11 protein-coding genes are annotated in these 12586 nt (G+C 61.5%); 2 read left to right on the top strand and 9 right to left on the bottom strand.

Annotated features, from left to right (window positions below; translation table 11 throughout):
• Positions 1-9: 9 nt before the first annotated feature.
• The 7 genes from JKA62_RS11755 to hutC all read right to left on the bottom strand — a co-directional run bounded on the left by JKA62_RS11755 (position 10) and on the right by hutC (position 7739).
• Entirely contained in the window at positions 10-840 is an 831-nt protein-coding gene (locus tag JKA62_RS11755; RefSeq protein ID WP_011332047.1) for a quaternary amine ABC transporter ATP-binding protein, read from the bottom strand.
• A complete protein-coding gene (locus JKA62_RS11760) occupies positions 837-1688 on the bottom strand; it encodes an ABC transporter permease (RefSeq protein ID WP_007952475.1) in 852 nt (283 codons plus the stop codon). The genes JKA62_RS11755 and JKA62_RS11760 overlap by 4 nt, the downstream gene beginning before the upstream one ends.
• Positions 1689-1772: 84 nt before the next feature.
• Positions 1773-2741, bottom strand: coding sequence for an ABC transporter substrate-binding protein (locus JKA62_RS11765; protein WP_011332046.1), 969 nt, complete (start codon positions 2739-2741; stop codon positions 1773-1775).
• Positions 2742-2811: 70 nt separating this feature from the next.
• Positions 2812-4284 carry a purine-cytosine permease family protein gene (locus tag JKA62_RS11770; protein ID WP_011332045.1) on the bottom strand — a complete coding sequence of 491 codons (1473 nt, stop codon included), beginning with the start codon at positions 4282-4284 and terminating at the stop codon, positions 2812-2814.
• Positions 4285-4358: 74 nt separating this feature from the next.
• Positions 4359-6041, bottom strand: a complete 1683-nt coding sequence (hutU, locus tag JKA62_RS11775) for a urocanate hydratase (protein ID WP_064382814.1) — start codon at positions 6039-6041, stop codon at positions 4359-4361.
• Between the two features lie 421 nt (positions 6042-6462).
• Entirely contained in the window at positions 6463-7032 is a 570-nt protein-coding gene (locus tag JKA62_RS11780) for a HutD/Ves family protein (RefSeq protein WP_011332043.1), read from the bottom strand.
• Positions 7029-7739, bottom strand: a complete 711-nt coding sequence (gene hutC / locus JKA62_RS11785) for a histidine utilization repressor (RefSeq protein WP_170928949.1) — start codon at positions 7737-7739, stop codon at positions 7029-7031. The genes JKA62_RS11780 and hutC overlap by 4 nt, the downstream gene beginning before the upstream one ends.
• 146 nt (positions 7740-7885) lie before the next feature.
• On the opposite strand from hutC, the gene JKA62_RS11790 reads away from it, so the two are divergent.
• Complete coding sequence (locus JKA62_RS11790; RefSeq protein ID WP_011332041.1) at positions 7886-9250, top strand: formimidoylglutamate deiminase; 1365 nt, start codon at positions 7886-7888, stop codon at positions 9248-9250.
• Positions 9251-9387: 137 nt separating this feature from the next.
• Here JKA62_RS11790 and JKA62_RS11795 read toward each other — a convergent pair whose 3' ends face one another.
• Complete coding sequence (locus JKA62_RS11795) at positions 9388-9957, bottom strand: lipocalin family protein (RefSeq protein ID WP_108559160.1); 570 nt, start codon at positions 9955-9957, stop codon at positions 9388-9390.
• Between the two features lie 31 nt (positions 9958-9988).
• Complete coding sequence (locus tag JKA62_RS11800; RefSeq protein ID WP_007952486.1) at positions 9989-10243, bottom strand: hypothetical protein; 255 nt, start codon at positions 10241-10243, stop codon at positions 9989-9991.
• Between the two features lie 282 nt (positions 10244-10525).
• On the opposite strand from JKA62_RS11800, the gene JKA62_RS11805 reads away from it, so the two are divergent.
• Positions 10526-12418: a methyl-accepting chemotaxis protein gene (locus JKA62_RS11805; protein ID WP_201817876.1), complete on the top strand. Its 1893-nt coding sequence runs from the start codon at positions 10526-10528 to the stop codon at positions 12416-12418.
• Positions 12419-12586: the final 168 nt, after the last annotated feature.

Consider the following 12586-nt stretch of genomic DNA (forward strand, 5'->3'; position numbering starts at 1 on the left):
CAAATCTGTTTAAACCACCGCCGCCCGCCGCTGCACGAAACGGTCGACATACTCGTCCGCCGGCGAATGCAGGATCTCTTTCGGCGTGCCGACCTGGATCAGGCGGCCGTCCTTGAGGATCGCGATGCGGTTGCCGATGCGCACGGCCTCGTCGAGGTCGTGGGTGATGAAGACGATGGTCTTGTGCAGGGTCTTTTGCAGCTCCAGCAACTGGTCCTGCATCTCGGCGCGGATCAGCGGATCCAGCGCACTGAACGCTTCGTCCATCAGGATGATGTCGGTGTCCGCTGCCAATGCCCGGGCCAGACCTACACGCTGACGCATGCCGCCGGAGAGCTGGTGCGGGTATTTGTTTTCGTAGCCCTTGAGGCCCACGGTGTTGATCCAGTGCAGCGCGCGCTCGGCGCACAGTTGCTTGCTCTCGCCGCGCACTTTCAGGCCATAGGCGACGTTGTCGAGCACGGTCTTGTGCGGCAGCAGACCGAAGCTCTGGAACACCATGCTGATCTTGTGCCGGCGAAATTCGCGCAAGGCGTCCATGTCGTATTGCAGGATGTCCACACCGTCCACCAGGATCGCGCCGCTGGTCGGGTCGATCAGGCGGTTGAAGTGGCGCACCAGGGTCGATTTGCCGGAGCCGGACAGGCCCATGATCACGAAGATCTCGCCGGTGCCGATGCTCAGGGACAAATCATTGACCCCGACCACGCAACCAGTTTCGTTCAGCACCTGATCCTTGGTCTTGCCCTGGCCGACCATCGCCAGAGCGTCCTTGGCGCGGTTGCCGAAAATCTTGAAGACGTTTTTGACTTCGATCTTGCTCACGGTTGCGTTGCTCATTTGCTCACCTCATGCCGTGGCCGACCATACGCCTGGGTAATGCGGTCGATGACCACTGCGAGAATCACGATCGCCAGACCGGCCTCGAGACCGCGTCCGACGTTGAGGGTCTGAATGCCCACCAGCACATCTTCACCCAGGCCACGGGCGCCGATCATCGAGGCGATCACCACCATCGACAGGGCCATCATGGTGGTCTGGTTGATCCCGGCCATGATGCTCGGCAGGGCCAGCGGCAGTTGCACGCCGAACAGTTGCTGCCAGCGGTTGGCGCCGAAGGCGTTGATCGCTTCCATCACTTCGCCGTCGACCTGGCGGATGCCCAGATCGGTCAGACGGATCAGCGGCGGCGCGGCGTAGATCACGGTGGCGAAAATCGCCGGCACCTTGCCCAGGCCGAACAGCATCAGCACCGGAATCAGGTACACGAAGCTCGGCATGGTCTGCATGATGTCAAGCAGCGGCATCAGCACCGAACGCAGGCGATTGCTGCGCGCCGAGAGAATCCCCAGCGGTACGCCGATCAGCACCGAAATGACCGTCGCCACCATCATCAGCGCGAGGGTCTGCATCAACTTGTCCCACAGGCCGACGGCGCCGACCAGGAACAACAGACCGACGATCACGGCGGTGGTCACGACTTTGCGCGTTGCGTGCCAGGCCACGACACCGACGATGGCCAGCATCAACCACCACGGCGCGGCGCGCAGCAGGCCTTCAAGATTGACGATGGCCCACAGCAGGGTGTCGGAGATATGGCGGAACACATCGCCGTAGTTGGTGACCAGCGCATCGACCCAACCGTTGACCCAGTCGGCGATGGAAAAGGTAAAGCTTTCGGGAAACATAAGCGGCTCTCAATCAGGAAACTCAATCAAGCGATTGCGGCGAACACCCCGGCCAGCCTCTCGGTTGGCCGGGAGGAATTCGACCTACAGCGCCGCGTCGATTTTCTTGGCAGCGTCTTCACTCACCCACGCGTGCCAGACTTCAGGATGTTCCTTGAGGAAGATTTTCGCCAGTTTTGGCGACTCGATACGTTCCTTCGCCATGCGGCCCAGGTTCTGGTTCAGCAGGTCGATCGGCAGGTTGACCTTTTCCAGCACGGCCACCAGTTCCGGCGCTTGCTCGTGGAAGGTCTTGGACAGGCCGACCTTGATGGTCACGGTCTTGTCGACGCCCGGTTTCTCTTCCAGTTTCACCGCGTCGATCTGGCCCATCAGCGGGGTTGGCGACCAGTAGTAGAACAGGATCGGCTCGCCACGCTTGTAGCTCGACAGCACAGCCGCATCCAGCGCTGGACCTGTGCCCGGACGGAAGTTGGTGTAGCTGTTTTCCAGACCGTAGCTTTTCAGCATTTCGCTATTGTCCAGCTCGCAGGTCCAGCCGGCCGGGCAGTTGTAGAAGCGGCCCTTGGAAGGTTCTTCGGCGTCCTTGAAGATGGCCGAGTATTTGCCCAGATCAGCGATGTTTTTCAGGTCCGGCGCCTTGGCTTCGAGTTTGCGCTTGGCGTCGCCTTCGATCACGTAGCGCGGCACGTACCAGCCTTCGATCGCACCCACCACCGGGGCGCCGACACCGACGACCTTTCCGGCCTTCTCGGCCTTGTTCCAGACCTCGCTGCGGCCGACCCATTCTTCGGCGAAGATCTGGATGTCGTTGCTGCTCAGGGCGTTCTCCATGGTGATGGAGTTGCCCGGCAGGCTGTCGGTCTTGCAGTCGTAACCTTTTTCCAGCACCACTTGCAGAACGTCGGTCAGCAGCATGCCGCTTTCCCAGTTCAGGCCGGCGAATTTCACCGGTTTGCCGGACTCGCACCAGCCGGCGGCCTGGGTCGCGCCGGCGCTGGCCAGCAGGCCCATGGAAAGCAAGGTGGTCAGCAGGGTCTTGTTCGATTTCATTGTTGTGACGCTCCTAATCATGAATTGGCTTACGGCAGTCAAGAGGCATCCAGCCCTGTCCACGTCCAAATCAGGCCTGCGCCGCAGCGCGACCGGCCCCGCTTGTTTTAGGTTGTACAACGCTGTCCTGCTCGACGGGCAGAATCAGTCGATCGGGTACGGTGCCGTGCCATTTTTTCGCGCAGACGTAGTACAGCGCTGCGGGCAGCACGAGACCGATGATCCAGGAAATATCCACATCCCCCAGGGCCGCTACCAATGGACCGGTATAGAACTTGGTGGAGATGAACGGCAGTTGCACCAGCACCCCGAACACATAAACGCTGATACCGAGGAGGTTCCAGCGGCCGTAGCGACCGTTCGGATCCGCCAGCGCTGGTACGTCATAGCGCTCGCGAGTGATGCAGTAGTAGTCCACCAGGTTGATCGCGCTCCACGGCGTGAAGAACGCCAGCAGGAACAGGATGAAGGACTTGAACGCACCGAGGAACGAGTGCTGGCCGAGCAGCGCGATCAGGGTCGCCGCGCCGACGATCCCCAGCACGAACACCAGACGCTGCATGCGGGTGACCGTCAGGTGGCCACGGAAGCCGCTGATGATGGTCGCGATGCACATGAAGCTGCCGTAGGAGTTCAGGGTAGAGATGGTGACCTTGCCGAACGCGATGCTGAAATACAGCAGCGCGGCGGTGGCACCGGTTCCGCCCAGACCGACGATGTAAGCGACTTCATGACCGGCGAATTGCCCGTTGGCCGAAGCGGCCGCGAACACACCGAGGATCATCGCCACCTGCGCACCGATCACCGAACCGGCACCGGCGGCGAAGAAGGTTTTCACCGAAGACACCTTGCTCGGCAGGTAACGCGAGTAGTCCGCCACGTACGGGCCGAAAGCGATCTGCCAAGAGGCCGCAAGCGACACCGCCAGCAGGAAACTGCTCCAGCTGAAATGGCGGATTTGCAGAAGTGCACCGACGTCCACCTGACTCATCAGACGGCTGAACAGGTACACGAAAGCGATCACACCAATGACACTGGCGATGCGGCCGATCCAGTGGATCACCCGATAGCCGAGCACCGTGACCACCACGATGACGCTGGCGAAAAGCAGGATGCCGACGGTGTCGCTGACCCCGAACAACTGGCCCAGCGCCTGACCGGACAGCACCGTTCCGGTGGCGGTGAAGCCCAGATACATCAGGCACACCAGCACGATCGGAATCGCCGCCCCGTAGACGCCGAACTGCACCCGGCTGGAAATCATCTGCGGCAGGCCAAGCTTCGGCCCTTGCGCCGCATGCAACGCCATCACCCCGCCGCCCAGCAGTTGACCGATCAGCAGACCGATCAACGACCAGAACACATCGCCGCCCAGCACCACGGCCAGGGCCCCGGTGACAATCGCGGTGATTTGCAGGTTGGCACCCATCCACAGGGTGAACTGACTGAACAGACGACCGTGTCTTTCCGCTTCCGGGATGTAGTCGATCGAACGCCTTTCGATCAACGGTTTACTGCCTGCACGATCGGTGTTGCCCGCCATGATTCAACCTCTGTGGATTGTTCTGGTTATTGTTGTGGCCCTGCGGGAGCGAGGGTGCCCGCTCCCGCAGATGTTCACTTGCCGGTGATCATCGGCAGGTTCAGCCCTTGTTCCTTGGCGCAGTCGATGGCGATCTGGTAACCGGCATCGGCGTGACGCATGACACCGGTGCCCGGGTCGTTGTGCAGCACGCGAGCGATACGCTCGGCCGCTTCGTCGGTACCGTCGCAGACAATCACCATGCCCGAGTGCTGGGAGAAGCCCATGCCGACGCCGCCGCCGTGGTGCAGAGACACCCAGGTCGCACCGCTCGCGGTGTTCAGCAGGGCATTCAGCAGCGGCCAGTCGGAGACTGCGTCGGAGCCGTCCTGCATGGATTCGGTTTCACGGTTCGGGCTGGATACGGAGCCGGAGTCGAGGTGGTCGCGACCGATCACGATCGGAGCCGACAGCTCGCCGCTGCGGACCATTTCGTTGAACGCCAGACCGAGCTTGGCGCGCAGGCCCAGGCCGACCCAGCAGATACGCGCCGGCAGACCCTGGAAGCTGATGCGCTCGCGGGCCATGTCCAGCCAGTTGTGCAGGTGGGCGTCGTCCGGGATCAGTTCTTTGACTTTGGCGTCGGTCTTGTAGATGTCCTGCGGATCACCCGACAGTGCAGCCCAGCGGAACGGGCCGATGCCACGGCAGAACAGCGGACGGATGTAGGCCGGTACGAAGCCCGGGAAATCGAATGCGTTTTCGACGCCTTCTTCCTGAGCCATCTGACGGATGTTGTTGCCGTAGTCGAAGGTCGGCACGCCCATCTTCTGGAAGTCGAGCATGGCTTTGACGTGCACGGCCATCGATTGCTTGGCGGCCTTGACCACAGCGGCTGGCTCGGTCTTGGCGCGGGCGCGGTATTCGTCCCAGGTCCAGCCGGCCGGCAGATAACCGTTGAGCGGGTCATGGGCGCTGGTCTGGTCGGTGACCATGTCCGGGCGCACGCCGCGCTTGACCAGCTCCGGGAGGATTTCAGCGGCGTTGCCGCACAGGGCGATGGAAACCGCCTTGCCTTCGGAGGTGTATTTGGCGATGCGGGCCAGCGCGTCGTCAAGGTCCTTGGCCTGCTCGTCGACGTAGCGGGTCTTGAGGCGGAAATCGATGCTGATCTGCTGGCATTCGATGTTCAGCGAGCAGGCACCGGCGAGGGTCGCGGCCAGTGGCTGGGCGCCGCCCATGCCGCCGAGGCCGGCGGTCAGTACCCATTTGCCGGTGAGGTTGTCGTTGTAGTGCTGGCGACCGGCTTCAACGAAGGTTTCGTAGGTGCCCTGGACGATGCCCTGGCTGCCGATGTAGATCCAGCTGCCGGCGGTCATCTGGCCGTACATGGCCAGGCCTTTGGCGTCGAGTTCGTTGAAGTGTTCCCAGGTCGCCCAGTGCGGCACCAGGTTGGAGTTGGCGATCAGTACGCGCGGGGCGTTGCTGTGGGTCTTGAACACGCCGACCGGCTTGCCCGATTGCACCAGCAGGGTTTCGTCTTCGTTGAGGTTGGTCAGGCTCTCGACGATCTTGTCGTAGCACTCCCAGTTACGCGCCGCGCGGCCGATGCCACCATAGACCACCAGCTCTTTCGGGTTCTCGGCGACTTCCGGGTCGAGGTTGTTCATCAGCATGCGCAGCGGCGCTTCGGTCAGCCAGCTCTTGGCGGTCAGCTTGTTGCCGCGGGCGGCGCGGATTTCGACGTCACGGAATTTAGTGCGGTTGTTGTCAGTCACGAAAAAGACTCCTCAGCGATCAATTCAAACCAACCCTGGCAGTGGGCAAGCAGCCTGTGCGCCTCAGTGCGCGACAAGCGAATCAGTGGACGCTGCGGAGAGTCTCGTTCGACTCATACGCATACGTCTTTACTTGTACATACAAGCATATGCAATCAAGCGGCCAACTTGTTGGAGGGCTGTTCAATAAAAATTCCGAACAGGGCTGCAGAGCGCCTGAATCAAGGGCTCTGGCGTTCATGAAATTTTCCGTGGGGTGAATTGAGGGTGGCGAGAGGTTGTTACGGAAGCGCGGTTTTGCGCCACGCTGGGGCGTTCGGTAACAAGTTGGTGCGCATTTCGGGAACGTCGGGACGAAAAAAAACCGCTGCTTTCAAAGCAGCGGTTTTTGATCGTTTCCCACGCAGAGCGTGTGAAGGAATCAGTGCGGGGACAGTTCGATCACGCAGCAGCCGGCATTGACGGCGATCTCGGTCAGCCCGGTGTTACCGTCCAGTTGCAGACAGTCATGGCGGCCGAGTTGCGATGCACTGTCACCGACCGTGACCTCCAGCAGTTCGCTGACGCTGAAGACCAGCACGGTGCTCGCCGAACTGAAAAACCGCTGGTCGCCGTCCAGCCATTGCAGGCGCGCACGGTAACGCTGGGGCGAGTAGATCAGGTTGAAATCGCGGATCGCGCCGCCGAGCAAGGTGCAGGACACCTGGCTTTCGCCGCTGAAGGCAAACGGGTCGAGGGGTAACAGTGGCCGGGTATCGTCGCCGTCGACACACAGGGTCATGCCGTCGCCCTGCAACACCGTGATCACCCGCTGGTAACCGGCGAAGGTCGAAAAACCGCCGGATTCGGCGATGTCGGCAATCGACAGACGCCAGCCAAAACCGTCGAGGCCGGCGCCGGCGTCACGGGTGATTTCCTCGGTGCTGCCGCCGCCGTTTTTCCACGGCATGCGCGGGTAGCCCTCAGCGCGTAAAACCTTCACTTCACTCATTTATGAAACCGACCTTCCAGACGATGACGGGAACCGGGGTGGATCAGGCGCGCCGCCGTCACCGGCTGACGACCCGACCAGGTACGACGACGGATCAAAAGGCAAGGCTCGCCTTTTTCGATCTGCAGCAATTTGCATTCGGACGCTTCGGCAAGGATCGCTTCGACCACGTGCTCGCCTTCGGTCAGCGGCGCGACCTGGTTCAGATAGGCGTAAGGCGTTTGCAGGGTGAAGTCCTGCTTGAGGTATTCCGGGGCGACCAGCGCATTGACGAAACGGTCTTCGATTTGCACCGGAACATCGTTTTCGTAGTGCACGATCAGCGAGTGAAAGACCTTCTGCCCTTCGCGCATGTCCAGCGCCAGCGCGCGCTCGGAACCGGCAGCCTCTTCTTCCAGGGTGATCACCTGGCAAGTGTGGCGATGGCCACGGGAGGCGATTTCGTCGGCGATGTTGTGCACTTCGAACAGCGCGGACTGGCTCTTCGGCTCAGCAACGAAAGTGCCGACGCCTTGCATACGCACCAGCAGACCGTCGGCGGTCATTTCCCGCAACGCGCGGTTGATGGTCATGCGGCTGAAACCCAGCTGGCTGACCAGCTCGCTTTCCGACGGCACGCGGTAATGCGGCGGCCAGTTACCGCTGTCGATCTGCTGGGTGATCATCTGTTTGACGCGGGCGTACAAGGGCGCCGGACTGTCGCCCATGTTCGCGGCCAACGGGGAGACTGGAGGCGGAGTCGGCACGGTGGATCCCTGTTCATTGGATGAAAGTTGCTAGCTTGCCGGAGTTTACCGGGCAGGCAAACGTCTGTATATGTATATACAAATAACACACGATGGGGTGCTGAACCATGTCCGCCTTCTTTGCCGAACGCGCGCTGCTGCCTAACGGATGGGCCAACAATGTACGTCTCGAGGTCAGCGCCGATGGCGTGTTGACCCGAATCCAGGCCGATTCCACTGCAGACGGCGCCGAACGGCTGAGCGGTCCGCTGCTGCCGGGGATGCCGAATCTGCACTCCCACGCGTTCCAGCGAGCGATGGCGGGACTGGCGGAAGTGGCCGGCAATCCCAACGACAGTTTCTGGACCTGGCGCGATCTGATGTATCGGCTCGTCGGAAAAATCAGCCCCGATCAGCTCGGTGTGATTGCCCGTCAGCTGTACATCGAAATGCTCAAGGCCGGTTATACCTCGGTCGCCGAATTCCATTACGTCCACCACGATAACAACGGCCAGCCTTACGCCGACCCGGCGGAACTGGCATTGCGCATCAGCCAGGCGGCCAGTTCCGTCGGCATCGGTCTGACCTTGCTGCCCGTGCTCTACAGCCACAGCGGTTTCGGTGGCCAGACGCCGAACGAAGGCCAGCGCCGTTTCATCAACAGCACCGAAAACTACCTGAAGCTGCAATCGCGCCTGCAACCGCTGCTGGCACAGCAAAAGGCGCAGTCGCTGGGCCTGTGCTTTCACTCGTTGCGCGCGGTCACGCCACAGCAGATCAGCGAAGTACTGGCGGCCAGCGACCAGCAATGCCCGGTGCACATCCACATCGCCGAGCAGCAGAAGGAAGTCGACGACTGCCTGAGCTGGAGCGGTCGCCGTCCGCTGCAATGGTTGTACGAAAACACCGAGGTCGATCAGCGCTGGTGCCTGGTGCACGCGACCCACGCCAATCCGGAAGAAGTCACGCTGATGGCCAAGAGTCGCGCCATCGCCGGCCTGTGCCTGACCACAGAGGCCAACCTCGGCGACGGGATTTTCCCGGCGGTGGATTTCCTCGCTCAGGGCGGGCGGATGGGCATCGGCTCCGACAGCCATGTGTCGTTGAGTGTGGTGGAAGAACTGCGCTGGCTGGAATACGGCCAGCGTCTGCGCGATCAGCGGCGCAATCGCTTGTATGGCGCGGATCAGCCGATGGTCGGCCGTACGCTGTATGACGCGGCACTGGACGGTGGCGCTCAGGCACTGGGCCAGCCGATCGGTGCGCTGGAAGTCGGCAAGCGTGCCGACTGGATCGTACTCGATGGCAACGATCCGTATCTGGCCACGGCCAGCGGTGACGGGATTCTCAATCGCTGGCTGTTTGCCGGTGGCGACCGTCAGGTGCGCGATGTGCTGGTCAACGGTCAGTGGGTCGTGCGCGAGGGGCGACATGCCGGGGAGGAGGACAGCAATCGCGCCTTTACCCAGGTCCTGCGAGAGCTTTTGGGCTGACACAAACTTCTGTTACTGATCGTTCCCACGCTCTGCGTGGGAATGCAGCCCGGAACGCTCCGCGTCCCAAAAGCAGACGCAGAGCGTCCATTGAGGCATTCCCACGCGGAGCGTGGGAACGATCAGAACAGGAGAAGTCAGTTGGACGTCTTGGCCATTTGTTGATCCGACGTACGCCAGATCAGGCGCGTGGTGTCATAACCCTGCTGACGCGCCTTGCTCAACAGCTCCTCACGCACCACACCGTTGACGGTCGGCGTGCGGGACAACAGCCACAGGTAGCGACGACTCGGGTCACCGACGAGGGCGGTCTTGTAGTCATCGCTGACGTACAGCACCCAGTATTGACCCTTCGCCACACCCGGAATCAGGCGCGAGAACCAGGTATCGAATTCGACCCACAGCTTGTCGGTCTTGCCCGGCACCTGTGGATAAGCCGTGCCTTTGACTTCTTCCCACGTCCAGTCCGCCGTCAGGCAGCGGTTGTACACCGCCACATTGCCGTCGGGCTTGAGCGAGTAACGGGCTTCGGACTGCGCGCAATTGCGCTGGAAGTACATCGGCAGACGCGCCAGTTCGTACCAGGTGCCCTGGTAACGCTTGAGATTGACACTGTTGACCGTCTTCGGCGCCAGCGGATCTTCACCGGACGTGGCGCAGCCGACCAATACCAGGCCGGCCAAAAGGACAAGCAATAACCGCTTCATTGTTTTTCTCCCGTGGGCGCGAAGCCCCGGTTTACTTCAGGCCTTGGCCGGAAAACATCAGCACTTTGTCACCGGCGTACTGCACGCTGATAAAGCTGTTCTTGTCGCCCCAGGTGCAACTGGACATGCCGAGCGCGCCCGAGCAATCGGTGGGCTTGCCAAGCAGCGTCTCCACTTCGGCCTTGGCCATGCCGGCCGAGAGCTTCGAATAGTTTTCCTGATTGACCTTGCTGCATGCGGCCAACAGCACGCAAAACGACAGAAGGGCGATAGATCGCAGCGACATGGTGTAACTCCTGGAACGGAAGGGGGATGGCATGGCGCCAACCAGAAGCTTAGAAGAGAAAACCCCTGTCTGGTTCCCTGGGAGGCTGGCTATTTGTTAACCCGCTCGTCCGGCTTTTGCCGGTAAATCAGACAGTTTGTAAGGCTATCGAGCATTTCGTCGCTTTTAGCAAAAGGCGCCTAATCTTTGGCGCGTGGCGGTCGAAATAACAGCAGCGCAAAGCCCCAGAGTGTGGCAAATTGCCGCCCTTTCTTGACCAGCCCCTTCGCGGTAGCTCTCTTAATGACCAGAAACATGAAATTCAGCCACAAGATCTTGTTGGCTGCCGCCCTCGTGGTGGCCGTTGCATTCGCCTGTTTCATTTTGTTCAACGACTATCGCCAGCGCGAAGCCCTGCAAAGTAGCACCGAAGCATCGATGCAGGAACTGGGCAGCCTGACCACCAGCAACATCCAGACCTGGCTGGAAAGCCGCATCCAGTTGCTGCAATCGATGGCGCAGCAGGTTGTCGCCGACGGCAACGCCCCGGCCAGCCTGAAACGCATCATCGACCTGCCCGCCTACACCGGCAATTTCCAGCTCAGCTACTTCGGCGGCGCCGACGGCGTGATGTTCTCGGTCCCGGCCGGCAACCGCGCACCGGATTACGACCCGCGCGCCCGTGGCTGGTACAAGGCCGCCAACGCTGCGCAACAGACCATCGTCACCGAACCGTACATCGCCGCCTCGTCGGGCAAACTGGTGATCACCGTCGCCACGCCGGTACAGCGCCAGGGCCAGATGATTGGTGTGGCCGGTGCCGACATTGATCTGTCCAGCGTCAGCGCAATCATCAACTCACTGAACTTCGGCGGCCACGGCCATGCGTTCATCGTCAGCGCCGACGGCAAGATCCTGATCCACCCGGACAGCAAGCTGGTACTCAAGACCCTGGCCGAGGCCTATCCCAACGGCGCGCCGAACGTCAGCCCGGGCCTGAAAGAAGTCGAGTTCGACGGCAAGACCCAACTGATCTCCTTCACCCGCGTCAACGGCGTGCCGTCGGCCGACTGGTACGTGGCGCTGGTGCTGGACAAGGACACCGCGTTCTCGATGCTCAGCGAGTTCCGCACCTCGGCGCTGATCGCGATGGTCATCGCCGTGGTGATCATCATCGCCCTGCTCGGCATGCTGATCCGCGTGCTGATGCAGCCGCTGCTGACCATGGGCCGCGCCATGCACGACATCGCCGAAGGCGAAGGTGACCTGACCAAACGCCTGACCATCCACGGCCACGATGAATTCGGTGCGCTGGGGCTGTCGTTCAACCGTTTCGTCGAGCGCATCCACACCTCGATCCGCGAAGTCTCCTCGGCCACCGGGCAAGTCAACGAAGTCGCGCTGCGCGTGGTCGCGGCGTCGAACTCGTCGATGTTCAACTCCGACCAGCAGGCCTCGCGCACCAATAGCGTGGCCGCCGCGATCAACCAGCTCGGCGCTGCCGCCCAGGAAATCGCCCAGAACGCCGCCCTCGCCTCGCAACACTCAAGCGATGCGCGCAGCCTGGCCGAAGACGGCCAGCAGGTGGTGGACAAGACTATCCACGCGATGCAGCAACTGTCGGCGAAGATCAGCGACTCCTGCGGCAACATCGAAACCCTGAACAGCAACACCGTGAACATCGGGCAGATTCTGGAAGTGATCACCAGCATCTCCCAGCAGACCAACCTGCTGGCGCTCAACGCCGCCATCGAAGCGGCCCGTGCCGGTGAAGCCGGTCGTGGTTTCGCCGTGGTGGCCGACGAAGTCCGCAACCTGGCACACCGCACCCAGGATTCGGCGCAGCAAGTGCAGAAGATGATTGAAGAGCTGCAAGTCGGCGCGCGTCAGGCGGTCGGCATCATGACCGAGAGCCAGCGTGAGAGCGAAAGCAGCGTCGGCATCGCCAACCAGGCCGGCGAACGCCTGGGTAGCGTGACCCAGCGCATCGGCGAGATCGACGGCATGAACCAGTCGGTGGCCACCGCGACGGAAGAGCAGACGGCGGTGGTCGAGTCGATCAACGTGGATATCAACGAGATCAATACGCTGAACCAGGAAGGCGTGGAGAACTTGCAGGCAACGTTGCGGGCTTGTGCGGATCTGGAGCAGCAGGCTGCGCGACTCAAGCAGTTGGTGGGTAGTTTCAGAATCTGAAGATCAAGAGCAACCCCCTCACCCCAACCCTCTCCCCCAAGGGGGCGAGGGGGAAAGGGAGCCGATCTCCATGCCTTTCAAATCCGGCGTTCGACTCTGGACCTTCAGGTCGATGTATCACGACCAAACACCTCGGTCAGTCCCCTCTCCCTCTGGGAGAGGGTTAGG

The sequence above is a fragment of the Pseudomonas sp. B7 genome, from assembly GCF_016735645.1.
Classification (GTDB): domain Bacteria; phylum Pseudomonadota; class Gammaproteobacteria; order Pseudomonadales; family Pseudomonadaceae; genus Aquipseudomonas; species Aquipseudomonas glycinae.

What these genes read in the sequence shown, in the direction of transcription:
- JKA62_RS11755 (WP_011332047.1), bottom strand. Translation starts at nt 840, where the DNA reads ATGAGCAACGCAACCGTGAGCAAGATCGAAGTCAAAAACGTCTTCAAG.
- JKA62_RS11760 (WP_007952475.1), bottom strand. Translation starts at nt 1,688, where the DNA reads ATGTTTCCCGAAAGCTTTACCTTTTCCATCGCCGACTGGGTCAACGGT.
- JKA62_RS11765 (WP_011332046.1), bottom strand. Translation starts at nt 2,741, where the DNA reads ATGAAATCGAACAAGACCCTGCTGACCACCTTGCTTTCCATGGGCCTG.
- JKA62_RS11770 (WP_011332045.1), bottom strand. Translation starts at nt 4,284, where the DNA reads ATGGCGGGCAACACCGATCGTGCAGGCAGTAAACCGTTGATCGAAAGG.
- JKA62_RS11780 (WP_011332043.1), bottom strand. Translation starts at nt 7,032, where the DNA reads ATGAGTGAAGTGAAGGTTTTACGCGCTGAGGGCTACCCGCGCATGCCG.
- hutC (WP_170928949.1), bottom strand. Translation starts at nt 7,739, where the DNA reads ATGGGCGACAGTCCGGCGCCCTTGTACGCCCGCGTCAAACAGATGATC.
- JKA62_RS11790 (WP_011332041.1), top strand. Translation starts at nt 7,886, where the DNA reads ATGTCCGCCTTCTTTGCCGAACGCGCGCTGCTGCCTAACGGATGGGCC.
- JKA62_RS11795 (WP_108559160.1), bottom strand. Translation starts at nt 9,957, where the DNA reads ATGAAGCGGTTATTGCTTGTCCTTTTGGCCGGCCTGGTATTGGTCGGC.
- JKA62_RS11800 (WP_007952486.1), bottom strand. Translation starts at nt 10,243, where the DNA reads ATGTCGCTGCGATCTATCGCCCTTCTGTCGTTTTGCGTGCTGTTGGCC.
- JKA62_RS11805 (WP_201817876.1), top strand. Translation starts at nt 10,526, where the DNA reads ATGACCAGAAACATGAAATTCAGCCACAAGATCTTGTTGGCTGCCGCC.